Origin of the sequence: Bacillus sp. 2D03, assembly GCF_003946765.1 — a bacterium.
Lineage (GTDB): Bacteria > Bacillota > Bacilli > Bacillales > Bacillaceae_G > Bacillus_A > Bacillus_A cereus.
Map to the genome: position 1 here is coordinate 92,150 of NZ_RPSJ01000010.1, position 25,361 is coordinate 117,510.

Below are 25,361 nucleotides of genomic sequence, written 5' to 3' on the forward strand. Positions count from 1 at the left end.
CTATTTTAACACGCCTTTTTGTTCTACTTCTCTAAAAATATAAGCATAGACTCCGTAATTTGCTCATAACCAATTTCTTGATAAATTTTATTCGATGTCGGATTCGCTAAATCAGTATATAACGTAGTCGTCTTGTACCCTTCATCTAACATACGTTGACTAAGTGCCGCTACACACTTAGATGCGTATCCCTTTTTCCTTGCTTCTTTCAGCGTATATACGAAATTAACTGTTATATTATTTTTAGTTGGTCTCGTTTTTGCAGCTACAGAAACGAGTTTCCCATCCACTTCCAAACCAAACAGTCGATTTGTAGTTATTAATGTATGCGCAGTTTGTTTTGCTTCTTCTTTCGTAGTAGGAAGCTTTACGTCTTCACAAAATTGATATATCCACTGTTCTATTAATGGTAATTCATCATTATTTACCGCCCGGAAAAGTCCATCCGCATTACACTTCTTCTTTACTCTGTTGAGCTCATACACACCTTGTTCCATTGTAATATTCGTTTTCTTATTTTCTAATACCGCAATCTCTTCCGCTAATTTCTGTACAATTTTCTTATTACCGATCAATCCAGGAATATCCGGGTATACTTTCGTTAACTCTTTTGCAAGTTCCTCAATAGCTACTCCCGAAATTTCAGAAGTTGCAACAATGATTTGTTTCTTCTCTTCTGTTTGTAGAAATACAACCGCAATTTCTTCTCCTTGTTTCGCTATCCCCATAAATATCGGTTCTTGGACCATTTGTAATACACCTAATATGAGATTGTTTTCCTGCTCATTCTTTTCTAGAAATGGTGTAACATCTTCTTTAAAATGAAAAATCTCTTCATATACATGTAATTGAATCATCGACAATCTCTTCTCTCTATTTATATTTTAATTAAGTATTGGCGATTAATTCATTAAATCCTTCTTTTACAATTCTATAATATTAGAAACTAATATATTTAAATCATTTTCAGTTTGTAAAATCCTCTGTTTTTCCTTTTCAAATACATCTTCTTCTTTTCGAAATGACTCTTTTCGATTTTGAATCATACGATTCATTTCTTTTTTACTCGGTCCACCGTATACATTTCTTTTTTGAATAAAAGCTTCTGGCGATATGATTTCTTTCCACTCTTTTTCTAATAAATTTATTTTAAAATGTTCTTGCAAGTATATATTTACATCTTTGAAATGTAATTCATGTAGCTCCTTTTTCTGCCCCAATGACATATTTGCAATAACACTTGCTGCATGATGAGCATGCCGAAATGGAATTTCATAATTTTTTGTTAAAACATCGGCGAAATCCGTTATCGTTATTGCATGTTTATAGGAACGACTTTTTAACGTTTCTTCTTCTACTTTCATCGTTCGGATCACTGCATTCATCATACAAAAAACACGAATTGCCTTTTCAATCCCTTTATATAAATATGGCTGCAAGTCATCTTCCGTATCGACAATATCACCAAATGGTGTATTATGAATCATTTGAAATACTGTAAATGCTTCTCCTAAAGCACTACTCGTAATCGCACGAGCGTGTTCAATTGAAACCGGATTTCGTTTTTGCGGCATAATACTACTGATTTGTACATATGGCTTTGCAACAGTAATACCGTCATATTCTTTCGTTGCTAACAACAAAAAGTCATGAATCCATCTACTCGTATTCGTCATCATTACCATAAGTAGCGAACTAACTTCTAATAAATAATCCGCTCCGGCAACAGCATCATATGAGTTCTCAATTACATTTGTAAATCCAAGTAGATGAGCAACTCGTTCTCGTTTAATCGGGAAACTTGTTGTAGAGAGTGCAGCCGCCCCCATTGGAGACTGATTTAAAAGCTGGTACGTTTTTTTCATTCTTTCTAAATCTCTTTGCATCGTATCATAGATTGCTAACGTATAATGACCAAATGTTGTTGGCTGTGCCGGTTGTGTATGTGTATAAGCTGGCATGATTGTTTCCTTATAATCAGCAGCAAGTTGTAGTACACTTTCTTGCAATAACAAATGATGTTCCATTAATCGTAATACATATCGCCTTAAACTCCTGCGATACATCGTTACACCCATATCATTTCTACTTCTACCAATATGCATATTACTTACAAAATCGCATTTCGCTTCTTGAGAAATTAAATGTTCGACTAAAAAAAAGAGATCTTCATGCTGCTCTGTATAGAGCAATTGCTCTTCTGGAATTCCCTCTACCTTTTTTAATGCGTGTAATATAACTTTAGCTTCTTCCTTTTTCATTAAATTTTCTTCCGTTAGCATCGCAATATGTGCTTTATGCACTTGAAACATATCTTTCAATAAATAATTTCGTTGAAAATCAAATACATGCTGTAATACACAATCCACATATGTTTTTCCAGGGAAATCAGCGCCTTCACTCTTTATAAACTCTTCTTTACTCTGTTTCATCACCTTTTCCCCTCTCACCTAAGTATTACTACCCATCATACCCAGAGATAGAAAAAAAGTGCTTGTACATAAAAATAAACTCGGTGCTCTCTGCACCGAGTTTATTTAATAAAAGTCGCATCATACTTATCACTTTGCAACACTTGGAAATGTAAGTTTGCTAAATGTTTCCGTATTTCTGCACTATCGTCTTCATTTAAATTATTCGCCAAAAACACAATCTCCGTACAGTTTCCACGTTTATCCATAGCGTAAACTGCTTTTGTAACCGTCCATGGTGTGTAACCATTCTTTTGCCCAGCATGTCTGAATGTTTTACGGTATTTCTTGGCACTCATGTCTGTTTCAACGATATTTGCCCACACTTTTTCTTCAGCCTCTGTCAAGCCACCTTTATGGTTTGCCTTTTGAAGTAATACCATATAATCATTTGCAGAAGCTGCTGGTAATCTATCTGACCAAATTTTGTCGTAACGTTCCTCTAAATAAAGCGGAATTTCCTTCTGTAATAATGGTCCCTTCTTCTTTAAGCGTTCATGAATAACCATCGCATATTCACGATATTGCTCTTGAGACATTTCTTTTAACTTTTTCTCTATTTTATATTTTGGAACATGTAATTCTTTATGCAAATATCCCGGGATATACAAAGATGAAACGATTGGAAATAGTGGTTGATGTGCAGGAAGTGATAAACTTTGTAAATTTCGATTGATGTTATCTAATCCTAACAATTCCATTAAGTATTCAGCATTTGCATTCGAACTAAACTTAACCATTCCTTTTGCCACTTCTTCTAAAGAAACCGCTCCTTCAGTTATCTTGCCCGTCTTCTCCAAATACCTTTGCCATCTATCTTGTGCACCACCATCTGTATTCGGTACATAATAGCGATTCACATCATTAATCGATACGAAACTAGACGAATCAATTTTCCCTTCAGTAACTTGTTTCGTATATTCAAGCGCCACAATTAATTTCATCGTACTAGCAACTGGCAATACAACATTTGGGTTTACAGAATAGACAACTTTATCATTTCTCTTTACTAGAAGCGCACTATTTTTTTCATCTTTGTGTTCTTCAATAAAAGATGCAATATACTGTGCATCATCATTATTTGAACTCCACACTTTTTTCACTAAAAAGTTACCCGATATTAGCAAAACGAAAATACCCACAACCACTGCGCATACTATAGTTTTTTTCAAGTAAAATTCCTCTCCTATTGTGTAACTCTTCTCTCTATCTTTAAAAAACAAAATAATGGAGATGGTTATTTAAATAACCATCTCCATTATTTTAACTTGTATACTCCTATTATGTCTACGTCATGATTTTCACAAAATCCTCAAGGAATTTTTTATAATGTAATGACCAACCAATTCGCATCCAATTTTTTAATGCTTTTGCATCAGGTTGAGGACGGAAATCTGCAATACTTTCTCCTTTTGCTATTCCCACTGTATCTACATCGACACGGCGATACACATAATCCAATATTGAAGGATTTGCGGCAACCATCATTGTAACGACGTCATGTACTGGACTTCCTTTTATTTTCGGATTTAATTTTCTATAAGCTTTATAATAATACGTAAAAATCGGTTCAATTAATTTATTAAAACTTGTTTTAGAATGTTTCGTAATATACTTTACCATTTCTGGCGTAATAATAGCTTCAGATGTAACATTGAGCGGCACCAGTGTCACATTCTTGGCATTTTGCATAACTAATTGCGACGCAATCGGATCACCATGAAAATTCGCCTCTGCGACTGGTGTAACATTGCCTGGCATTAAGAAAGCACCCCCCATTATATAATATTCTTTCACATACTTCATCATTGGCTTTTCTAAAATAAATGCTGTCGCTAATGTTGTTGATCTACCAGCATCGACTATTATTAATTCTCCTTTATATTTTTCAAGAATGTCAAAAAACTCACAAAAAGGCTTTATATTTGGAGAAAGATTTTTCGGTGGTCGAATTGGTCCTAAACCTTCCGCCCCATGAATTTCTGGATAATACGTTGTAATATCTCCAGATAAAGGGATTTTCGCACCATTAATAACAGGTATATCTTCCCTACCTGCTAACTGTAATAAATATGCCGCATTACTTGTCGCCTTTTCTTGCGTTACATTTCCATATCCTGTAACTACACCAACAATATCAATATCAGGATGCAACAATCCATACATAATTGCTAAAGAGTCATCAATTCCTGGGTCTCCTAAAAATAATACTTTTTTCATCGACCTCAACTCCATCCCCTCAGTTGTTATTAATTTATGAATAACCGTGGATATACAGAATAAAAAATGAACAAATTCACACAAAAAAACGCAGTCTTATAAGGACTACGTTCTTCAGCTAACCTATACTGTTTTTTTTACAGCACTCATACTTCCAATGATGTAAGCGATAAACGCAAAACAAATCGGGAAGACAACTGTATGTATACCGAACGGATTTGGATAGAAAAGATGAATACACATATATGAGCCTACCCCAACTAAAATAGACGCAAGCGCTCCTGTAGCATTTCCTTTCCTCCAATATAACCCTAATACGATTGGCCAAATGAATGCAGCTTCTAATCCACCGAAAGAAAATAAATTTAGCCATATTAAAAAATCTGGTGGTTTAATTGCCGCTGCATAAACGAGTAGTCCTACAATACCAGTAATCCACAAACTTCCTTTTTTTATCGTACTGTCTGCTGCATCTTTATTTATGTAATTTACGTATATATCTTTAATAATTGACGAGCTTACAAGTAATAATAAAGAATTTACTGTAGACATAATCGCTGCCATCGGTGCAGCTAAGAAAACTCCAGCTAACCAAGGTGGCAACACTTCCATCGCAAGTAGCGGCATTACTTTATCTGGTACCGTTATACCTGGAAGTACTACTCTTGCAAATACACCCGTTAAATGCATACCAATCATAATTGTACCCACAACAATCGTCCCAATTATTAACGCTTGATGCATCGCTTTTGAATTTTTATAAGACATGGCACGCACGCTAATTTGCGGTAAACCGACAACGCCAATTCCAATTAAAATCCAAAATGATGTAACATATGATTTCGTTAAACTGCCATCTGCTCCGAATGGTGTAATTAACTTTGGATTAATTTGAACAAGTTCCTGCATAATCTTTTCAATTCCACCACCAGCAATGACAGTAGCAATTAAAATGATTGTTGTTCCAACTAACATAATGATTCCTAATAATGTATCTGATAGAGCAACTGCACGAAATCCACCAATTAATACGTACACAAGTACAGAAAAAGTAAATAAAAATAGTGCTGTTGTATACGATAGCCCCGTTAGTGACTCGATTAATCGTCCACCACCGACCCACTGGGCTACTGTCGCTGAAAATAAAAAGATAATAATACATAACGCAGAAAGTATAACAACTGCTTTATTATTGTATCTCCCTTTTAAATAATCGATAAGAGTAATTGCTTCCATCTTCCTAGCGATAATTGCAAACTTTTTACCGATAACCGTTAAAACGATATACCCTGTTACAACTTGAATCGCAGATAACAGTACCCATCCAAGACCCATATTGTAAGCAATACCAGGGCCACCAATAAAGCTACTTGCACTACCGTACGTAGCAATCATTGTCATCGCTAATAATAAACCGCCTAGCTCACGCCCACCAAGAAAATATTCTTGCAAAAATTTATTATGAGCAGTTGCTTGCACGCGTCTTGAAGCATATACACCAATTAAAAATACAACGATAAACGAAATTATCATTGGAATGATTACATACCAATTCATCTATTATTCCTCACTTTTTTCTTCCTCATCGAGTGAAATATCTTGAAATACAAAACGAACAACTAAACTAAGTAAAATAACCATAACGATAAATCCAACGATACAGCTATAAAAAAACCATGCGGGAAAACCTAATACATATGTATATTCATTCGGATTTTTACTACCAAGCCCATAAGCAAATCCGTACCAAATTATAAAATTAATAATAGCAAGTCCAAGACCAATTAACGCTTCTCTATGGGCTATTCGAAAGCGTGGATCATCATGATAATCTTTCATTTTTACCCCTCCTCTCACGATGTATTATTGTACCATTGTTCTTCTAGTTTTTCCTACTAGAAAGCAAAAACAAGCAGGATTTTTTTATAATCATATAGAAGATTCTCTTACATTACATATTTTTTACAATTGTAACACAAATGAAATTTGAATTTTCAGTATTTCTTAATTATGATTTTAATTAGAGGCTTTCCATCTAGTTTCCACATCCTTGATTTCGGAATAAGCGCCGTCTCGTACTGCGTTTACATTATATTTTCAAGGGGGTTATACAATGAGTCAACTAGCTGTAAATCTTCATGAAAAGGTAGCGAAGTTTCTTCAAGGTACAAAAAAGTTATATGTGAATGGATCTTTCATTGAAAGCGCTTCCAGTAAAACATTTAAAACACCTAACCCAGCAACTGGTGAAACACTTGCCGTCGTTTCTGAAGCTGGTCGCGAAGATATTCATAAAGCTGTAGTCGCAGCTCGTATGGCTTTTGACGAAGGTCCTTGGTCTCGTATGAGCACTGCTGAGCGAAGCCGTCTCATGTACAAGTTAGCTGATTTAATGGAAGAACATAAAGAAGAGCTTGCACAGCTCGAAACATTAGATAACGGAAAGCCAATCCGTGAAACAATGGCAGCAGACATCCCACTTGCAATTGAGCATATGCGCTATTACGCTGGCTGGGCTACGAAAATCGTTGGTCAAACAATTCCTGTTTCCGGTGATTACTTTAACTATACACGCCATGAAGCTGTTGGTGTCGTTGGTCAAATTATTCCTTGGAACTTCCCGCTTCTTATGGCAATGTGGAAAATGGGAGCAGCGCTTGCTACAGGATGTACAATCGTTTTAAAACCTGCAGAACAAACTCCACTATCTGCTCTATACTTAGCTGAATTAATTGAAGAAGCTGGATTCCCGAAAGGTGTTATTAATATCGTACCTGGATTCGGTGAATCAGCTGGACAAGCTCTCGTTAATCATCCACTCGTTGATAAAATTGCATTTACCGGTTCTACTCCTGTCGGTAAACAAATTATGCGACAAGCATCCGAATCATTAAAACGCGTTACACTTGAGTTAGGCGGTAAATCACCAAATATCATCTTGCCGGATGCTGATTTATCTCGCGCGATTCCTGGTGCACTTTCTGGTGTTATGTTTAACCAAGGACAAGTATGCTCTGCTGGATCACGCTTATTTGTTCCGAAGAAAATGTATGATAATGTCATGGCTGATCTCGTCCTCTATTCTAAAAAACTAAATCAAGGTGTCGGTCTTAACCCTGAAACGACAATTGGTCCTCTCGTTTCTGAAGAACAACAAAAACGTGTAATGGGCTACATTGAAAAAGGGATTGAAGAAGGCGCTGAAGTACTTTGCGGAGGAAGTAATCCATTCGATCAAGGCTACTTCGTTTCTCCTACAGTATTCGCTGACGTAAATGATGAAATGACGATCGCAAAAGAAGAAATTTTCGGTCCAGTTATTTCTGCAATACCATTTAACGATATTGATGAAGTAATTGAACGTGCAAATAAATCACAATTCGGCTTAGCGGCTGGTGTGTGGACAGAAAATGTTAAAACAGCACACTATGTTGCAAGTAAAGTACGTGCAGGTACAGTGTGGGTAAACTGTTATAACGTGTTTGATGCAGCATCTCCATTTGGAGGATTTAAACAATCTGGTCTTGGCCGTGAAATGGGATCTTATGCATTAAATAACTATACAGAAGTAAAGAGCGTTTGGCTTAACTTAAATTAATGAGAAAGAACCTGACCTATCCGGTCAGGTTCTTTTCATTATGTATTCCTTTAAACTTGCAGTCCTCCGCTCACATTTAATACTTCACCTGTAATATAAGATGCGTATTCTGATGCTAAAAAGGCTGCTGCGTTCGCAATATCTTCTGGCGTTCCAATTCTACCAACTGGAATAGCGCCAACCATCTTTTCTTTCACTTTATCTGGTATCGTTTTGGTCATATCTGTATCCATAAACCCCGGACAAATCGCATTACAAGTAATACCGAAACTCCCAACTTCTTTCGCTGCTGTTTTTGTTAATCCTACAACTCCAGCTTTCGTTGCAGCATAATTTGCCTGTCCAATATTCCCCTCTCTACTTATAGAAGAAATATTAATAATTCTTCCATATCCTTGTTGTCTCATATAAAGAAGTGCTGGTTGCATACAATAAAAAACACCAGTTAAATTCACTTGTAATACTTGTTCCCAAGCAGATTTCTCCATTTTATGTAACATTGCGTCTCTTGTAATTCCAGCATTATTCACCAAAATATGTAATGTACCAAATTTTTGAACTGCATATTCAATTAACGACTTTGCTTCATTTTGATTACTCACATCACATCGATATGAGCACACTTCATATCCTTCATCTGATAACTCACGTGTCGTTTTTTGTAGCTTCTCTTCATTTACATCGCTAATTAATACTTTCGCCCCTAGCTTTGCATAAACCTTTGCAATCTCTTTTCCAATTCCCTGTGCAGCTCCTGTTACAACAGCTGTTTTCCCATTTAAAAACTCCATTCCTATCCCCCATTTCTATTACTTATACTGTATATTTCGGCTTTTTACTTTCCAACTCCTCTTTGTATAAAAAAGTCTATTTGTGTCAAACTAACTTTGCAACGTCGCATAAAGTGAAACTTTAATTAGTGGGAAGTTTGTTCATCCCCCACTGATTATCAGCCCTCACCAATCGGGCATTTACGGACAGTTAATCTCCCACCTAGCTTCTTTGTTCCATCTGAGTTTTAAGGTGGGGGTTTTACTACCCGTTATGCGGGATAAAGTGCAAGGAGATTGTGTCGAATGAATAAAAAGAATTTCAAACAAAGCAAAGCAACTGATGGCATTGATGTTGAGTTCTCTCGCGAACTCGCTGACCACAATGACTTAGAAGCAAACGCACGTGCAAATGCCGCTGATGCACGTCAAAAGCGCCAACCAACCGAAAAATAAGGTACATCACAACCTTATTCTTTTCAAAAGGGACCTACTACCCAACAAAATAAACCGAGAGACATCTCTCGGTTTATTTTCTATATTTTTTTGCATAATGAGCCAAAGTAAGCAACGGATATATATGAGCATAACTATGATAACGAATATAAAACCCACCTGGTAAACCTGTTCCAGTAGGATATTTTTCATTTATATAAGGGTTGGAGAGCAAATATGAAATACCTTTTCGAATAACTGACGTTTCTTTATCATAGTAAGAAATGAGGGCATCTAAAGCCCATGCTGTTTGGGATGGTGTACTAAATGGTAAAGTAACGAACCTTTTCTCCACACTACTGTGGCAAGATTCTCCCCAGCCACCATCTTCATGCTGTATATGTTCAAGCCATAAAGCTGCTCGTTTCAATGATGGATCGCTAGATGGTATTCCTAGTGACCGTAAACCAGTCAACACTGCCCACGTACCATATATATAACAAATTCCCCATTTCCCATACCACGATCCATTTTCCTCTTGTGCATTCATTAACCAATTTATCGCACTTTGTTTTTGTTTCTCAGGCAATTCGTTTTGTGCATACGTCCCGAAAAACTCTAGCACTCTCCCTGTAATATCTGGTGTAGAAGGATCTGTAATCATATCACTTGCATTTTCGATTGGTAAATTTGCTAATATACGGCTCGTTACCCCTTTTTCAAAAGCCCCCCAACCACCATCATTATTTTGCAATCCTTTAACCCAATTAACCGCTCGCTTCCAAGCATTATCTACATTTTCGTTCCCTCTACTTCGCGCCAACGCTCTTAACACAGCAGTTGTATCATCAATATCTGGAATCGTCGTATTCACATCCGAAAAGCCCCAACCACCCGGAAAGAGATCCGGTGCATGTACACTCCAATCTACTTTCTTCGTTTGCTGTTTTCTTAGTAAATATGCTGATGCATTGTGAATCACTTTACTTGCTTTCGGAACTTGAGCTTCTTGCAAAGCATAACTGAGTAAAGCTGTATCCCATATAGTTGATGGAGAGTTTTGCAAATGGCTCCCTCTCTCCATCTTCCATATATAAGATGTAATTCCCATTATAGCCTTCTCAATAATTGGTGATTGAATAGAATGTCCTAATGCAAGTAAAGCATAAATCATATAAAACGAGGCAGTTGCGTAGCTATATAATGTTCCATTTTCATCAATACGCTCTTTCATAAAACGTTCTACTTCCTCATATCCTTTATGATGCAAAGAAAGTGGATACGTTATAATTTTCTTCACGTCACTTACTAACGTTTGAAAAACTGGAGACCGATCCTCTCGAAACCATTCTCCGCCCCCGCCTGCAATGTGATTTAAATTTGGCAATAACTTTTTCCCTACTCGAAATCTTTTATTTAAACACAACATCATCGGAATTAAATGAATACGTGCTGAGCTACTCAATTCAAATATACTGAGAGGGGAATCATTCTGCAGAAACATAATTGGTGTTGGCAAATGAAAAAGAGAAGGATATTCATATTCTCCATGAATCGCTAATAAAAACTTCGTCATAAAATGAGCACGTGCTACCCCACCGCGCTCATTTATAAACATTTCCGCTCGCTTCATATTCGCATCTTCTTTTGTATATTTTTCCGATGCAAGTAAGGCAGCATAAGATTGAATTGTAGCAGATAAATTACCACCCACTTCATCTTCATACAATTTCCATGTTCCTTCATTTGTTTGGAGTGATGCTAATCTTTTTACAAACGGTTCTATCTCTTTATCTCTACCTAATAATTTTAATAAAAAAATCATATGACAATCTGTTAGTGGCGCTCCTTCAAAACAAAACCGCCACGTACCATCTTGCCGTTGCATTGTTTGAAGTGCAGTTGTTCTTCTCGCTATTTCTTTATGCACTTTTTCATATAATAACAAGTTACTCACCCACCCTTTCGAAATCCGTATAACGATATTCAAAAAGGTAGCTGAATATGTATAAAAACAAAGAAAAGCAGAACATATAAAATGTTCTGCTCATAAACAATACCCTACTCCGACAATAATTCCTAATAAAGCACCGACTACTACTTCATACGGTGTATGCCCAACAAGTTCATTTAACTTCTTATATTCTGTTTCTCTACCGTGAAAAAAGTCATTCAATATTTTTGCTTGTTTACTTACTGCAAGCCTTACTCCTGAAGCATCATACATAACAATAATGGCAAAAATAGTAGCAACCGCAAACATCGAGCTTTCCACACCTTCCACTACTCCAACTCCTGTAGCAAGCGCTGTAACTGTTGAAGCATGAGAACTTGGCATCCCACCTGAAGCAAAAAACTTTGCAAAATCAAATTCACCTGTTTTAACTAATTTAAAGACTACTTTCGTTAATTGTGCTAAAAACCATGAAATTACAGCTGCCATAAGCGGATCATTATGTAAAATTGTTTCCATGTTCTCAGCTCCTTACTAGCTATAATGGAAATCCTATATAGTATCAGTATAAAGAAAAATGCGTAGAAAATACTACGCATTATGATACTTTTGCTGATTTATTTTTTATAAATTTCGGTTGTTTCTGCACTAAAAACTTAGTCTTCGCTACCGAGAATACAAATAATGCAACCCATATACAGAAAAATGCAATCATATGAGTAGATGTGAAATGTTCACCAAATACGAATACACCTAAAATTAAGCTAATTGTTGGTGCAATATATTGTAAAAAACCTACCATATAAAGCGGAATAAGTTGGGCTCCTTTTGCAAAATAAAAAAGTGGTAGAGCTGTAACAATACCCGCTCCTATTAATAGTAATGTCGATAACATTGAGATAGAGCCAAATGAGCCGAAACCATGTACTCCTGTCATTACTAGATAAATAATCGCAAACGGCGTCACTAACATCGTTTCCATCGTAAGTCCAATTGTCGCATCATAGTTTAACAATTTTTTCGTTAATCCATATAATCCAAATGAAAAGGCAAGTGAAAGAGAAACCCACGGAATAGATCCGAAACGTACTGTTAAAATGATAACCCCCACTCCAGCTAAACCAACTGCAACATATTGCCAGAAGTTTAACTTTTCCTTTAAAACGACTGTACCAAGTAAAATACTAATAAGCGGATTAATATAATAGCCAAGACTCGCTTCAATAACATGATTATGATTAACGGCCCATATGTAAACAAACCAGTTTCCGCTAATCAAGACTGAAGCTATTGTTAATGACATTAATAATTTAGGTCGTTTAAAAAGATTCACAAATTCCCCAATAAACTGGCGAAACCTCTTCGTAACACCTAATACGAGTAACATAAAAACAAACGCCCAAACGATGCGGTGTGCTAATATTTCATCTGCTGGAACTTCCTCAACCCATTTCCAATAGATTGGTAGTATTCCCCACATCGTGTAAGCACCAGCCGCATATAGTATCCCTTTTTTTTGCTCTGCTGATTGACTCCCCATCTTCCTTTTTCTCCTCTTCTCATTTTTTCTCCATTATACGGTCTCACATGCTCACTTTACCAATAATCAATCTGCATTTCTTTCGACATTTCTCATACAACGAATAATAAACATACCGTTATCACAACAAGTAACGGTATGCCGAAAACAAATTTCTTTTTATGAGTTTTATGATGAAACATATACATTCCGATCCAAGCTCCAACTGCTCCCCCAGCTGTCGCCGATAAAAACAACGTACTTTCTGGCGTTCTCCACTGTTTCTTCTTTGCTTTTCGTTTATCAAGCCCCATAAGGCTAAAAGCTATAACGTTAATAATAAGAAAATAAATCCATTTCATCGCTTTCTCTCCTTATGAAAAATTCGATTAATAGTAACACGAAAAAACGACGGAAACAACTGAAGAACTCTTTTTATCCAACTAGTTTCATTCCTTTTTCTTAATTAGTTACCTTCATATTTACATAACCAACTAAAATCGCAGTTAAAGCATTTAATATTGAAAAATGTTATGTGCAGAATCTTATATTTCATTACATTCATCCACTACCATATCATCGAAAAAACTTCCCTCAATCTCCTTCTCATCAAAATGAAGAACCATAATTAACCCTACATATAAAGAAACGAAATTTAAAAACCATTCCCCATTCTCATCTTTCTTAGCTAAGCATTTAAATATCTCTTGAAATTGCATACGCTCATCTGTCGCAACAACCGGTCGTACGCCAAAATATTTCAATACAAGATGTAGGTTGAGCTGCACGGATAATGATAAAATATACTTTAATAACTCGGTATAATGAGCAACATTTTTTTGACTATATAACTTCACAAGCTCTTGATGTAAAGTAGAAATTGATAATTCTTCTTTAGTCACTTTTGTTGCTTCTATCATTTCAATCATCTTTTTCATATCCATTCCATTTACCCCTTCAGTTACAAAACAAAAGCCAAAGTATACTTATTTTATAATCAACAATAATTGAGTATCTCTCGTCTCTCTTTCTTCTTCACTTACTAAGTCATACTTTTTTAAAAGATGAAATACATCATTTAATATTTCTTGTGAGTGATTACCTTGTAAAAAATTTTTTACCCCTTTAAAAATCTCTTCAGGTAAAAAACTCTTTTGACTTTCAAGCTTATTCATCACATCTTCAATAGAATGATCAATGTTACATGCCATACTAAACTTCCCCCTCTATCCTCTATAAATAATATCCTCAGCTAACGATGTAAACACTTCTCCAACAACAGAATCTTCATCATATACAGATGAACCATTATTTTCTTCACGTTTCGCAAAAGGTATTTGGGCAATTACTTCTGTTTGCAATTGTTCTGCAAGCATTTCGCCACCGCCTTTTCCGAAGAGATAATTTTTCGATCCATCTTGTTCTTCATAATAAGCCATATTTTCCACAATACCTAAAATCTCATGCTTCGTATGTTTTGCCATTACACCGACTCTTGAAGCAACGAATGAAGCTACATTGTGCGGAGTTGTAACAATTATTTCTTTCGCTTGCGGAATCATCGCTGCAACATCGATCGCAACATCTCCTGTACCTGGTGGTAAATCAAGTAATAAATAATCTAATTCTCCCCAGTGCGTATTCGCAAGAAAATTTTGAATCCATTTATTTAGCATCGGTCCGCGCCACATAACTGGGTTATTTCCTTCTGTAAAAAATCCCATCGACATGATTTTAACACCGTGACTAATGACTGGAATTGCCGTTTGATCAATCATCGTTGGTTTCTTATTCGTTTCCATCATAGCTGGAATACTAAAACCATATATATCTGCATCTAATATCCCCACTTTTTTGCCCATACGCGCTAGTGCAGTTGCAAGATTAATTGTCACCGTTGATTTTCCAACTCCGCCTTTTCCGCTCGTTACAGTAATAAAACGTACTCCTGAATCCGGGCGAAGCATGCTCGGCATACCAGTTTCTGTTCTAGTATTTTTCTTTAATTTCTCTGTTAAAGCTGTACGTTCTTCTTGTGTCATAGAACCAAATGTTACCTCCACTTTAGAGGCACCAATTGCGTGAAGTGATTCTTCAATATCTTGTTGAATTTTTGCTTTTAACGGACAACCTTGGATTGTTAGTACTACTTCAAGTTTAACCTCTGTTCCGTTCATTTGTATATTTCTAACCATATTTAATTCTACAACACTTTTGTGTAACTCTGGATCCTCTACATGTTTTAATGCATTCATTATTTGTTCTTGAGTAAGCATAGAACTCATCCCTTCTCTTATTCTAATTTATATACAACATTTTCTTGGCGCTTCATCTGGTGAAAAAGCTTATCATCCACCGCTAACAGGCGGGATTAATGCGACTATATCTCCAGCTTTTATCATCTCTTCATTCATTACAAACTCTTCGTTAACAGCGACCATCACTTTATCCAACGATTGTAAACAATAGCTGGCTTTGAGCCATTCTTTTAATTGTTGCACTGTCATTTCTTGCTTTTCTGAAATCACTAATCGATCCGATCCAACTTCCTCACGCAAATTTGCAAACAATAAAATTATAATCATTTTCTCATTCTTCCTTCTTTGGTTTTCCTTCTGGATATGGTGTATTTTCAAGTTGATCTCCAATCCACATCGTTCCATCTTCCCAAAATTCTTTTTTCCAAATTGGAACAATTCGTTTTATACGTTCAATCGCGTACTCATTCGCTTCATAAGCTACTTTACGATGCGGTGATGAAACTGCAATGACTACCGCAATATCCATTATTTCTAGCCGCCCTACACGGTGCGTAATTGCTACTTTTGTATCCGGCCATCTTTCACTAATTTCTTCTCCAATTCTCATAAGTTGTTTTACTGCCATCGGTTTATATGCTTCATACTCTAAATGTAGCGTTCGTTTTCCTTTTGTTAATTCTCTCACCGTACCAATAAATGTTGTAATCGCACCTGCTTCTCTTCTTGCGACTTTATTCGTTACTTCTTCAACTAAAATCGGATTATCTACAATCTCAAATAGCACTTGTTCCATTAAAACCACCTCTCACTTTATGAAATGTCCAAGGCCATTCACTACCTTCGTTATCTTCTAATAAAAGAACATCGACAAACATATCTTTTTTATATCCTCTTGTCCCGCCCGGCAATACGATAAACGCGTTGGATTCTGCCAATGAAGAAACTGAGCTAGATTTATCAAACCCTGATGGATAAGCGATTAATTTCCCCTCATCATATTGCAATTTTGCTCGTACAAATCTTATAAATGGATTCGGTTTTAGAAAATCTTCTCCTAATAACGCTTTTTCTCTTTTTAAATGTACTTTTTCACTAAACATATACGTCCGAATACACGGTCTTACGAATAATTCAAACCCTACGTAACAAGCTGATGGATTTCCTGATAAACCAAATAATAACTTGCCATTTAATTGTGCTACAGTCGTAACACTTCCTGGTCGCATTGCAACTTTATTAAAAAGAACAGATGCACCTAACTTTTCGTAAATAGCTGGTAAATAATCATAATCTCCTACTGATACACCGCCCGTTGTAATTAACATATCTACTTGGCCAAGCGCTTCTTTCACAGCTGTAAAACACGTATTAAAATCATCACTAAACTTCCCAAAATATTTTACTCTTCCGCCCGCTCTTCGAATTTGAGACAATATCATGTACGTATTACTGTTTCGGATTTTCCCTGGCTGTAATGAATCATTAACATCCAGTAATTCACTCCCAGTCGCTAACAGTCCAATTACAGGCTTTCTCGCAACTGGTACTTCACTATAACCGAATGTAGCAAGAAGAGCTGAAATACCTGGATTAATGTACGATCCTTTCTTTGCAAGAACCGTTCCTTTACGAGCATCTTCACCTTGAAAAGAAATATTGTCGCCCTTTTTGAATGATCGCTTCACTTCCATATAATTGTTGCCATTCTTCTCATATTGACGAGTCAGCTCTAACATAACAACCGCATCACACCCATTCGGAATTTGTGCTCCCGTCATAATTCGAACTGCTTGAAACGGAGCTACTTTCTCATGGAATAGCGATCCTGCACCAATTTCACCCACTACTTCAAATACAATTGGCGTTTCATATCTTGCTAAATTAGTATCTTCTGCTCGAATAGCAAATCCGTCATATGGCGAACGATTAAATGACGGTACATCATGGTCAGCTACTAAATCCTCTGCTAATATACGTCCATAAGCTAATTCAATTGGTAATAGCTCCTTTAATCCTTTATCAGCAAATCCCATCACTTTACGAACAGCTTCTTCAACCGTAATTGGCACTCTTCTTTCCATTGTTGACACCCTCTCTATTAACCGAATACGCGATAATATAGTTGTTTCGCTTTCGAAATATCATTTGTACCATGAATAAAAACACGACCATCTCGAAAAACAACCACGCGGTAATCATCGAATTGGCAAGATAGTAAATACGGATTCCGATCTACTTTCCCCAGTTTTTGTAATACTTTTTCTATATCATCAAAATTGTATTTCCTATTGTCTACTGTTCTAATTTGAACTGTATTTCTTCCGCATAAAACAGCTGCTTTCGTTTGATTTTCGTATGATAAATAAGGATAAGTTCGATTTGAACCGCATGAGAGACAAGCGTCTGTTTTTATTTTCCCTAATTTTATAAAATGATTTTGATTACTCCATATATCAAACATGAAAAATGTTTTTCTAATTGCTGAGAAATCTTCCACTAAAATTTTGAGTGCTTCTGCCACTTGATATGCTGCGACGATTTGAACAGTCGGGCTAATAATTCCAGCGGTATCACATGTCACACCTGTAACAGGAATATTTTTAAGCATACAATGTAAACACGGTGTCTCTTGTGGAATAATTGTATAACTCATACCATACGATCCAACGCAAGAACCATATACCCACGGAATATTATGTTTTTGTGATAAATCATTTATTACAAATCGAATATCAAAATTATCTGTTGCATCAATGATTACATCTACATTTTTTAATAGACCTTCCATATTTTCTGAAGTTGCATCCATTACAAAAGCATGTATTTGTACTTCCGAATTAATTTGTTCTAGCCGATTTTTTGCAGCAATTGCTTTCGGCATTTTCTCTCTCGCATTTTGTTCAGAGTACAATTGTTGCCTTTGTAAATTACTCCATTCAACGTAGTCACGATCAATAATCGTCAACTTGCCAACACCTGCACGTACGAAACTTTCGGCACTTGCACTTCCTAATGCGCCTGCCCCTACAATTAACACATGTTTATTTCGAATTTTTTCTTGTCCTTTACTCCCAATTGATTTGAACAACTGTTGTCGTGAATACCGATCAGCCATTACATACCCTTCCTCTCAAGAACTCTATTTCATATTAGAATGTTGTTTCTGATAACAAGCAAAGTAAGCAAAACCAACAAACCCAGCTCCTCCAATTACATTTCCGATAAAAACAGGAACAAAATTTTTAGCCAGATCCATCCATGTTAGATGACCAGCAAAAATAACAGCGGAAATGACAAACATATTTGCTACTACTTGCTGAAATCCAATCACTACAAATGCCATAATTGGAATCCAAATTCCGATGATTTTTCCGACAAAATCACTCGTCCCGTAAGCGAGCCAAAGAGCAAGACAAACGAGCCAATTACAACCAATTGCTAAAATCAAAGTTCTCCCAAATGATTCATGTAACTTCCCTTCCGCTATCGCTACCGTTTTATTTAAATACTCTCCCTCTGTTAATCCGCCAAGATGTCCAAAGCAATACGCAACGAAAATTGCCCCAATAAAATTCATAAGAGTAATCCAAACCCAGTTATTCAGTACACTTATCAATGTAATTTTCTTTGCATAAAGCGCCATAGACAGTGACATCATATTTCCCGTAATTAATTCTCCTCCTGCTAATACTACGAGCATGAGTCCAACAGGAAATACTGCTCCTCCTAAAACATTCACTAGACTTCCCCAGCGCTCAGGTAAATTCCCTAAAACTCGAATGTTAAGTAAAAAACCTATCGCAATAAACGCTCCTCCTAAAAAACCGAGAATAAGCATCGCTGGCAATGTCTGTCTTACTTTTTGAACACCGGCCTCAATGACAAGCTCAGCAATTTGTTCCGGCTTATGAAATGCCATTACCCATTCCTCCATTTTCTCCAAATAAAAAAGCAGCTTCAAAAAACCTCCTCAAAATAAAGGTTTTTGAATGCTGCTTAATTTCTCTGCACATCTTTTACAGAGATATCAATCATCACTTTTACTATAAAATAGAAAATCCACAACTCTTGTAAATTTTCCATTTTTCACTATGAAGCTAGCTTTATATATTAACCACCGATATGTGACATTTCAATTTTAGGTATTGTTTTCTTATTTGTATGATTTAAGCGTTCATCTGAATAACGATCTTCCCTATTATTCCATATATCGCGTACTACATCTGTAATGTCCTCATCTGTATGTTCAGAACGAAGCAATTCTCTTAAATCATTTCCTTTAGAAGCAAATAAGCAAGTATATAATTTTCCTTCTGCAGAAATACGAGCTCTCGTACATGATGAGCAAAAAGAATCTGTTACTGATGAAATAATACCTATTTCCTCATCGCTTCCTATATAACGATACCTAGTAGCCACTTCACCAGAATAATTTGCTTCTATCCGTTCTAACGGCATAACTTGATGAATCGTATCTACTATTTCTTGTTTAGAGACGACCTCTTTTAAATCCCAACCATTATAATTTCCAACATCCATATACTCAATAAAACGAAGAATATGCTTATTTTCCTTAAAATATTGCGCCATCTGCAAAATGTCCTGTTCGTTTTTTCCCTTTTGAACGACCATGTTTATTTTAATTTTCATTCCAACTTCAGCTGCAGCCTGTATTCCTTCCAGAACCCTTTGCACTTTGCTCCTATTACCATTTAAATAGAAAAACCGCTCTTCTTCTAAGGAATCTAAGCTAACTGTTACACGTGATAGTCCCGCCTTATATAAATCAGGAGCAAACTTTTTGAGTAACGATCCATTGGTTGTTAAACCGATATCTTCTACACCATCAATTTTATTAAGGCGCTCAATAAGCTTTGGAAGCCCTCTTCGAAGTAACGGTTCTCCGCCCGTAATCCGTAATTTTCTCACACCTAAAGAAACGAAAATACGTGTTATCCTTTCAATTTCATCAAAAGATAAAATTTTATCATTAGACAAAAACGAGTAATCAGGACCAAATATTTCTTCTGGCATACAATATCGACAGCGAAAATTACAGCGATCAGTAACTGAAATACGTAAATCCTTTAACGGACGTTGCAACTTGTCTAATGTAACTGATTTCATCTTCATTGCCTCACTTTTATTTTATATTTAAAACACGTTCTGGATGGGTATATACATTTAAGGAGTGATTACGAATAAATCCTATTGTCGTAATACCTAAATCTTCCGCTAGTTGCAAAGCTAACTCAGTTGGAGCTGATTTTGATAGTATAATTTCACAACCGATTTTTGCAACTTTCAATAATATTTCCGAAGAAATACGACCACTAAAAACAATGATTTTATCTTTTATAGAAATATCGTTTCTTAAACAATAACCGTAAATTTTGTCTAATGCATTATGCCTACCAATATCCATTCGACTTAAAATAATACCATTCACATCACATAAAGCTGCATTATGAACCCCACCAGTATGATGAAACGTATCCGCAGATTGCTGCATTTCTTTCATTAACCGAAAACAATCCTCTGCAGCAACCTGTACATGGACACCCTTCATTTTTTTTGCACTTAGTGCATCATTTGCAAAAACAAACCCTTGCCTACTCATACCACAACAAGACGTAATATAGCGTTTATTTTGCATTTGTTCATAATACGGATTTACTTTTGTCGTTATTACATGCACAAATCCTTCTTTCTCCTGCACCCATACACTATCAATATCTTCATACTTCCGAATGATTCCTTCAGACGCTAAGAAGCCTATTACCATATCTTCTATATATTCTGGAGTACTAACCATTGTAACAAACTCCTGTCCGTTCATTTTAATGGTGACAGGAAACTCTGTTACAATGCTGTCCTCTATATGCTTAAATGCTCCTTGTTCATAACGAAAGATTTCTCTTTCTACCTGTATCGGTTTCACGATCAGTATCCTTCTCTCACGTTATATTTTTATCAAAAACAAATACAGAAACTGCAATATCTTCTTCTACTTTCATATCCGAAAACAAATTCACTAATTTCGCTCCAACAAGTTCCTCCAAATGTTCACGGGAATTCGCAGCATACACTTCTTGAATCATTTTCGTTCTAGCCATATGAACCATTTCCGCACCGTCCATCGTACTTGAAATAAATTTTTCAGTAGGTGTTAAGTTTCCATAAAGAGTCGCTATAGCCATATTTTCCGCAAAAACAGTATGAATTCGTTCTGGTCCTTTTCCAAAAAGTTCCTTTCGAAGTTTTCGTATCATATCATTAAATTCATGTACTTTTTTTGACATACAATTATACCTCCCAAAAGCCTCATTTTACTTTATTATATATTTTACCAAAATGAGCCTTCCGCCCAAACTATTTCGTACAAATATTTGGGCGGAAAGGTTCACTTCATGAAGTTTATTCGTCTTTTAACCCTTTACCCATACCTTTTAAGAAATGAAGCCCAAACCCGATAGCACGGTTAATATCTGGGTCTTTCAATACTTTCATAAGATCGAATACCCCTACTTTTTTATTACTTTCTAGATGTTCATTACCTTCTTCTAGTCCGACTAATAAACTACCTATAAGCTTTTTCGTAAGTTCTGGGTCAAGTTCAGTTAACGCACCTGCAGCACCCATCATATTATTAATTAAATTTGTAACAGGCTCACGAGTTACTTGACCTAGAACAATTTTCGCAATTGGTTCTTTCGCTTTTAGCATTGAATTTGCAGCTTCTAGCATTCCAATGTCATTTAATTCCCCTACTATATTAAACATCTGATTTAGAGCTTCTTCATTATTAGTTAGAAGCTCTTTTAAATCATCTAACTTTTGCTGTTTTATTTCTTCCTCAGTTAATTCTTGTTTTTGAATCATTTTTATAGGTGCAGCCATAGTTTTCTCCTCCTACTTATCCGTTAAATGCACATACCCTGGACGTGCCCACTTACGATGTACCTCAATTCCAGCTTGAGGGTGACGTTTTTTATTACGTGGGTTCGCTTTTGGCATCGGATTTTCGCCCTCAACTTCTAATACTTCCATACGTACTTTCGTTTGTTTATACGCAGGTGTATTCGTACGTACATCCACAGCAGGACCTGTTAAGAAATTAATTGCCGTTTCGTTATCTGTAGAGTTCATCGGTAAATATAACTCATTCGCTTTTACACGATCTGTAACGAGTGCACGTAATTTTAATGCTCCAAAAGGAGAGACAAGACGAACTAACGAACCTGTTTTTACGCCACGTTCTTTTGCAAGGTCTGGAGAGATTTCAACGAAAACACCAGGTACTTTCGTTTGAATACCTGTTGATTTATTTGTCATATTCCCTTCATGGAAATGCTCAAGCATACGACCGTTGTTTATGTGAAGGTCAAACTCAGCTGGAAATTCAGCTGGACGTACCCAGTCAGCAATCGCAAAACGAGCTTTTTTATCTGGGAAGTTAAATCCGTCTTGGAACAGAAGTGGTGTATTCGTTCCATCAAAACTTCCCCAATGGAAACTGTTCCATCCTTCAAGCACTTCATAGTTCGCTTGCGAGAACAATGGTGATAAACTTGCCATCTCAGCAAAGATTTCACTTGGGTGGCTATAATTCCAGTTTGCACCTAGTTTATTCGCAACTTCCTGGACGATCCACCAGTCTGGTTTCGCATCTCCTAGCGTAGGAAGAACTTGATATAATCTTTGGACACGGCGCTCTGTATTTGTGAAAGTACCTTCTTTCTCAAGAGATGGCGCTGCTGGTAATACAACATCTGCATATTGAGCAGTTTTAGAAAGGAAAACATCTTGCACAACGAAGAAATCAAGGCTCGATAACACTTCATGTACATGATTTGCATTAGAATCTACAAGAGCCATATCTTCTCCGACAAGATACATTGCTTTCATTTTTCCTTCGTCAATTGCGTGAAGCATTTCAATATTATTAAGACCTGGTTCACTATCAATTTTCACTCCGTAAGCAGTTTCAAATTTCGCACGTTCCATTTCGTTAGTAACGTGCTGATATCCTGGAAGCCATCCTGGTAAAGTCCCCATATCACAAGCACCTTGTACGTTATTGTGACCTCGAAGTGGGTATGCACCTGCTCCTGGACGACGATAGTTCCCTGTTGCAAGAAGTAAGTTTGAAATTGCAGCGGAAGTATCAGAACCACCTGTATTTTGCGTTACCCCCATACCCCAAAGGATACATGTACCATCTGCATCACGAATCATTTCAGCCATTTGAATAAGTGTTTCTTTTGAAATACCTGTTACTTCTTCTGCATATTCAAGTGTATATTCTTCTAGGCTTTCTTTGAAATCTTCAAAGAAGTTTACATTCTCATTAATAAATTCCTGATCATGCCAACCTTGATCGATCATATATTTCGTAACAGCCATTAACCAAACTTGATCTGTTCCTTGTTTTGGACTAATAAAGACATCTGATCGCTCTGCCATTTCGGTTTTACGAAGATCAGCTACAATTAACTTTTGTCCGTGTAATTTATGTGCACGTTTAATACGTGTAGCTAGAACAGGATGCCCTTCTGTCGGATTACATCCTACAATAATAACAAGACCAGATTGCGCAATATCTTTAATCGTTCCGGCATCACCGCCCATACCAATTGTACGGAACAAACCATCCGTTGCTGGTGATTGGCAATAACGTGAGCAGTTATCAATATTATTCGTTCCAAATACTTGTCGAGCTAATTTTTGAATTACATAATTGTCTTCATTTGTAATTTTAGAGGAAGAAATAAATCCGATAGAACCTTTACCGTACTCTTCTTTAATAGCACCTAATTTATTTGCAACTACATTCAGTGCTTCTTCCCATGTAGATTCAACAAACGTTCCATTTTTACGAATTAAAGGTTTTGTTATTCGTTCTTTAGAATTTACGAAATCCCAACCAAATTTCCCTTTTACACAAGTGGAAATTGCGTTAACTGGTGCATCTGAAGATGGCTGTACTTTAAGGATTTTACGCCCCTTCGTCCACACTTCAAACGAACAACCTACACCACAAAATGTACATACTGTTTTCGTTTTCTTCGTACGAGTATCACGCATGGCCGCTTCCACTTCTGATACCGCAAAAATACCGCTATATCCAGGCTCAACTTCTTTAATTAAATCTACCATCGGTTCAAGAATATCTGGTTTCAATCCCGTCATAAATCCAGCTTCACCGAGCATCGTTTTCTCCATTAAAGCGTTACAAGGACAAATCGTTACACATTGACCACAGCTAACGCATGAAGAATCATTAATATTTACTCCTTCATCCCAAATAACTCGTGGGCGTTCCGCTTCCCAGTCTATCGATAACGTTTCATTTACTTGTAAGTTTTGACACACCTCAACGCATTGACCGCATGCAATACATTGATTAGGATCATAGCGATAAAACGGATGCGTCATATCAACTTCACTTACATCTACTTTCGGTTCATACGGATATTTTTGATGTTCAATTTCCATTAATTCTGCTGTATTATGCAGTTTACAGTTCCCATTGTTGTTGTCACATACTGTACAGTATAATAAATGATTTTCTAGTAACCGATCTATCGCCTCTGTTTGTGCTTCTTTTGCGCGAACAGAAGCACGTTCAATGCTCATACCTTTCGTTGCTATCGTCGAACAAGAACGCATTAACTTTCCGTCAACTTCTACAATACAAGTGTCACATGTTTGAATAGGATCTACCTCTGGCACATAACAAATTTGCGGATGTTCAATCCCGTTCTCATTAATAACACCTAATATCGTTGAACCGGGCTCCGCTGTATACTTTTTTCCGTCAATTGTAATATGAACCATGTTGTTATTCATGGTCTTTCCCCCTTTTTGAGAATAAAAAAACTCCACCACGAAAATATACGCACCACATTTCGGCACGTTATTATCATGGTGGAGTAGTTTATTAGCACATCTTGCTAAAATACCAATCCATTTATTCATAAATAAAACGATAGAGTCATAACAGGTCATATCACGATTCCATCTTTAACACTATAATTATAGCGTTAAAGTTAAAAATATACAATATAAAATTTAAACTACGCATATGTCAGCTTGTAACTATCCATAATAACCCATATAAAACATAACAA

26 protein-coding genes are annotated in these 25,361 nt (G+C 36.3%); 2 read left to right on the forward strand and 24 right to left on the reverse strand.

The features are described from left to right. Nucleotides 1-23: 23 nt before the first annotated feature. The 6 genes from EBQ15_RS21355 to EBQ15_RS21380 form a co-directional block, all read right to left on the reverse strand. The gene (locus tag EBQ15_RS21355; protein WP_000615378.1) at nt 24-857 is read right to left on the reverse strand and encodes a GNAT family N-acetyltransferase; all 834 of its coding nucleotides are present in this window, start codon (nt 855-857) and stop codon (nt 24-26) included. A gap of 66 nt (nt 858-923) precedes the next feature. Continuing rightward, on the reverse strand, nt 924-2,432 hold the full coding sequence (gene argH, locus EBQ15_RS21360) for an argininosuccinate lyase (RefSeq protein WP_000813958.1): 1,509 nt from the start codon (nt 2,430-2,432) through the stop codon (nt 924-926). A 101-nt stretch (nt 2,433-2,533) separates the two neighbouring features. Further along, nucleotides 2,534-3,643, reverse strand: a complete 1,110-nt coding sequence (locus EBQ15_RS21365; protein ID WP_000751377.1) for a serine hydrolase — start codon at nt 3,641-3,643, stop codon at nt 2,534-2,536. A gap of 115 nt (nt 3,644-3,758) precedes the next feature. Then, complete coding sequence (locus EBQ15_RS21370) at nt 3,759-4,706, reverse strand: nucleoside hydrolase (protein ID WP_103572790.1); 948 nt, start codon at nt 4,704-4,706, stop codon at nt 3,759-3,761. A 108-nt stretch (nt 4,707-4,814) separates the two neighbouring features. After that, complete coding sequence (gene panF / locus EBQ15_RS21375; protein WP_001104815.1) at nt 4,815-6,248, reverse strand: sodium/pantothenate symporter; 1,434 nt, start codon at nt 6,246-6,248, stop codon at nt 4,815-4,817. Between the two features lie 3 nt (nt 6,249-6,251). Continuing rightward, nucleotides 6,252-6,530 (reverse strand): YhdT family protein, encoded by a 279-nt coding sequence (locus EBQ15_RS21380; protein WP_000656239.1) that lies wholly within the window; start codon nt 6,528-6,530, stop codon nt 6,252-6,254. Between the two features lie 274 nt (nt 6,531-6,804). Here EBQ15_RS21380 and dhaS point away from each other — a divergent pair, with 274 nt between their 5' ends. Further along, a complete protein-coding gene (dhaS, locus tag EBQ15_RS21385; protein ID WP_000080266.1) occupies nt 6,805-8,289 on the forward strand; it encodes an aldehyde dehydrogenase DhaS in 1,485 nt (494 codons plus the stop codon). A gap of 50 nt (nt 8,290-8,339) precedes the next feature. Here the strand turns inward: dhaS and fabG are convergent, their stop codons facing one another. Continuing rightward, a complete protein-coding gene (gene fabG, locus EBQ15_RS21390; protein ID WP_000395018.1) occupies nt 8,340-9,080 on the reverse strand; it encodes a 3-oxoacyl-ACP reductase FabG in 741 nt (246 codons plus the stop codon). A gap of 285 nt (nt 9,081-9,365) precedes the next feature. On the opposite strand from fabG, the gene EBQ15_RS21395 reads away from it, so the two are divergent. After that, nucleotides 9,366-9,515 (forward strand): YfhD family protein, encoded by a 150-nt coding sequence (locus EBQ15_RS21395; RefSeq protein ID WP_001035813.1) that lies wholly within the window; start codon nt 9,366-9,368, stop codon nt 9,513-9,515. A gap of 73 nt (nt 9,516-9,588) precedes the next feature. On the opposite strand, the gene EBQ15_RS21400 is transcribed toward EBQ15_RS21395, so the two are convergent. The 17 genes from EBQ15_RS21400 to fdhF form a co-directional block, all read right to left on the reverse strand. After that, nucleotides 9,589-11,442 carry a terpene cyclase/mutase family protein gene (locus EBQ15_RS21400; RefSeq protein WP_000928165.1) on the reverse strand — a complete coding sequence of 618 codons (1,854 nt, stop codon included), beginning with the start codon at nt 11,440-11,442 and terminating at the stop codon, nt 9,589-9,591. Nucleotides 11,443-11,541: 99 nt separating this feature from the next. Continuing rightward, nucleotides 11,542-11,967, reverse strand: a complete 426-nt coding sequence (locus EBQ15_RS21405; RefSeq protein ID WP_000447820.1) for a divergent PAP2 family protein — start codon at nt 11,965-11,967, stop codon at nt 11,542-11,544. Nucleotides 11,968-12,046: 79 nt separating this feature from the next. Beyond that, nucleotides 12,047-12,988 carry an EamA family transporter RarD gene (rarD, locus tag EBQ15_RS21410; protein WP_000535538.1) on the reverse strand — a complete coding sequence of 314 codons (942 nt, stop codon included), beginning with the start codon at nt 12,986-12,988 and terminating at the stop codon, nt 12,047-12,049. A 92-nt stretch (nt 12,989-13,080) separates the two neighbouring features. Further along, a complete protein-coding gene (locus EBQ15_RS21415; RefSeq protein ID WP_000871352.1) occupies nt 13,081-13,329 on the reverse strand; it encodes a DUF1294 domain-containing protein in 249 nt (82 codons plus the stop codon). A gap of 183 nt (nt 13,330-13,512) precedes the next feature. Continuing rightward, on the reverse strand, nt 13,513-13,911 hold the full coding sequence (locus EBQ15_RS21420) for a hypothetical protein (protein WP_000367288.1): 399 nt from the start codon (nt 13,909-13,911) through the stop codon (nt 13,513-13,515). Between the two features lie 42 nt (nt 13,912-13,953). After that, on the reverse strand, nt 13,954-14,178 hold the full coding sequence (locus EBQ15_RS21425) for a hypothetical protein (protein ID WP_000752379.1): 225 nt from the start codon (nt 14,176-14,178) through the stop codon (nt 13,954-13,956). Between the two features lie 15 nt (nt 14,179-14,193). Next, on the reverse strand, nt 14,194-15,243 hold the full coding sequence (locus EBQ15_RS21430; protein WP_000957510.1) for a P-loop NTPase: 1,050 nt from the start codon (nt 15,241-15,243) through the stop codon (nt 14,194-14,196). Between the two features lie 72 nt (nt 15,244-15,315). After that, entirely contained in the window at nt 15,316-15,552 is a 237-nt protein-coding gene (gene moaD / locus EBQ15_RS21435) for a molybdopterin converting factor subunit 1 (protein WP_000583943.1), read from the reverse strand. A 4-nt stretch (nt 15,553-15,556) separates the two neighbouring features. Next, nucleotides 15,557-16,021 (reverse strand): molybdopterin synthase catalytic subunit MoaE, encoded by a 465-nt coding sequence (moaE, locus tag EBQ15_RS21440; RefSeq protein WP_000438665.1) that lies wholly within the window; start codon nt 16,019-16,021, stop codon nt 15,557-15,559. Further along, complete coding sequence (locus EBQ15_RS21445; RefSeq protein ID WP_000442189.1) at nt 16,002-17,309, reverse strand: molybdopterin molybdotransferase MoeA; 1,308 nt, start codon at nt 17,307-17,309, stop codon at nt 16,002-16,004. Before EBQ15_RS21445 ends, moaE begins: the two co-directional genes overlap by 20 nt. A gap of 17 nt (nt 17,310-17,326) precedes the next feature. Next, the gene (locus EBQ15_RS21450; protein WP_000785277.1) at nt 17,327-18,343 is read right to left on the reverse strand and encodes a molybdopterin-synthase adenylyltransferase MoeB; all 1,017 of its coding nucleotides are present in this window, start codon (nt 18,341-18,343) and stop codon (nt 17,327-17,329) included. A 24-nt stretch (nt 18,344-18,367) separates the two neighbouring features. Then, nucleotides 18,368-19,147, reverse strand: a complete 780-nt coding sequence (locus EBQ15_RS21455; RefSeq protein WP_000863998.1) for a formate channel — start codon at nt 19,145-19,147, stop codon at nt 18,368-18,370. 191 nt (nt 19,148-19,338) lie between these two features. Continuing rightward, nucleotides 19,339-20,355, reverse strand: a complete 1,017-nt coding sequence (moaA, locus tag EBQ15_RS21460) for a GTP 3',8-cyclase MoaA (protein WP_000844124.1) — start codon at nt 20,353-20,355, stop codon at nt 19,339-19,341. 16 nt (nt 20,356-20,371) lie between these two features. Beyond that, complete coding sequence (gene fdhD, locus EBQ15_RS21465; protein WP_000802684.1) at nt 20,372-21,169, reverse strand: formate dehydrogenase accessory sulfurtransferase FdhD; 798 nt, start codon at nt 21,167-21,169, stop codon at nt 20,372-20,374. Between the two features lie 16 nt (nt 21,170-21,185). After that, the gene (locus EBQ15_RS21470) at nt 21,186-21,530 is read right to left on the reverse strand and encodes a Na-translocating system protein MpsC family protein (RefSeq protein WP_000039582.1); all 345 of its coding nucleotides are present in this window, start codon (nt 21,528-21,530) and stop codon (nt 21,186-21,188) included. 115 nt (nt 21,531-21,645) lie between these two features. Beyond that, entirely contained in the window at nt 21,646-22,128 is a 483-nt protein-coding gene (locus tag EBQ15_RS21475) for a helical membrane plugin domain-containing protein (RefSeq protein WP_000729897.1), read from the reverse strand. A gap of 12 nt (nt 22,129-22,140) precedes the next feature. Continuing rightward, nucleotides 22,141-25,080 (reverse strand): formate dehydrogenase subunit alpha, encoded by a 2,940-nt coding sequence (gene fdhF, locus EBQ15_RS21480; RefSeq protein ID WP_001063643.1) that lies wholly within the window; start codon nt 25,078-25,080, stop codon nt 22,141-22,143. Nucleotides 25,081-25,361 lie beyond the last annotated feature (281 nt).

Coding starts and splice junctions, on each gene's coding strand:
- EBQ15_RS21355 (WP_000615378.1), bottom strand. CDS start 857: ATGATTCAATTACATGTATATGAAGAGATTTTTCATTTTAAAGAAGAT.
- argH (WP_000813958.1), bottom strand. CDS start 2,432: ATGAAACAGAGTAAAGAAGAGTTTATAAAGAGTGAAGGCGCTGATTTC.
- EBQ15_RS21370 (WP_103572790.1), bottom strand. CDS start 4,706: ATGGAGTTGAGGTCGATGAAAAAAGTATTATTTTTAGGAGACCCAGGA.
- panF (WP_001104815.1), bottom strand. CDS start 6,248: ATGAATTGGTATGTAATCATTCCAATGATAATTTCGTTTATCGTTGTA.
- EBQ15_RS21380 (WP_000656239.1), bottom strand. CDS start 6,530: ATGAAAGATTATCATGATGATCCACGCTTTCGAATAGCCCATAGAGAA.
- dhaS (WP_000080266.1), top strand. CDS start 6,805: ATGAGTCAACTAGCTGTAAATCTTCATGAAAAGGTAGCGAAGTTTCTT.
- fabG (WP_000395018.1), bottom strand. CDS start 9,080: ATGGAGTTTTTAAATGGGAAAACAGCTGTTGTAACAGGAGCTGCACAG.
- EBQ15_RS21395 (WP_001035813.1), top strand. CDS start 9,366: ATGAATAAAAAGAATTTCAAACAAAGCAAAGCAACTGATGGCATTGAT.
- EBQ15_RS21405 (WP_000447820.1), bottom strand. CDS start 11,967: ATGGAAACAATTTTACATAATGATCCGCTTATGGCAGCTGTAATTTCA.
- rarD (WP_000535538.1), bottom strand. CDS start 12,988: ATGGGGAGTCAATCAGCAGAGCAAAAAAAAGGGATACTATATGCGGCT.
- EBQ15_RS21415 (WP_000871352.1), bottom strand. CDS start 13,329: ATGAAATGGATTTATTTTCTTATTATTAACGTTATAGCTTTTAGCCTT.
- EBQ15_RS21420 (WP_000367288.1), bottom strand. CDS start 13,911: ATGGATATGAAAAAGATGATTGAAATGATAGAAGCAACAAAAGTGACT.
- EBQ15_RS21425 (WP_000752379.1), bottom strand. CDS start 14,178: ATGGCATGTAACATTGATCATTCTATTGAAGATGTGATGAATAAGCTT.
- EBQ15_RS21430 (WP_000957510.1), bottom strand. CDS start 15,243: ATGCTTACTCAAGAACAAATAATGAATGCATTAAAACATGTAGAGGAT.
- moaD (WP_000583943.1), bottom strand. CDS start 15,552: ATGATTATAATTTTATTGTTTGCAAATTTGCGTGAGGAAGTTGGATCG.
- moaE (WP_000438665.1), bottom strand. CDS start 16,021: ATGGAACAAGTGCTATTTGAGATTGTAGATAATCCGATTTTAGTTGAA.
- EBQ15_RS21445 (WP_000442189.1), bottom strand. CDS start 17,309: ATGGAAAGAAGAGTGCCAATTACGGTTGAAGAAGCTGTTCGTAAAGTG.
- EBQ15_RS21450 (WP_000785277.1), bottom strand. CDS start 18,343: ATGGCTGATCGGTATTCACGACAACAGTTGTTCAAATCAATTGGGAGT.
- EBQ15_RS21455 (WP_000863998.1), bottom strand. CDS start 19,147: ATGGCATTTCATAAGCCGGAACAAATTGCTGAGCTTGTCATTGAGGCC.
- moaA (WP_000844124.1), bottom strand. CDS start 20,355: ATGAAATCAGTTACATTAGACAAGTTGCAACGTCCGTTAAAGGATTTA.
- EBQ15_RS21470 (WP_000039582.1), bottom strand. CDS start 21,530: ATGTCAAAAAAAGTACATGAATTTAATGATATGATACGAAAACTTCGA.
- EBQ15_RS21475 (WP_000729897.1), bottom strand. CDS start 22,128: ATGGCTGCACCTATAAAAATGATTCAAAAACAAGAATTAACTGAGGAA.
- fdhF (WP_001063643.1), bottom strand. CDS start 25,080: ATGAATAACAACATGGTTCATATTACAATTGACGGAAAAAAGTATACA.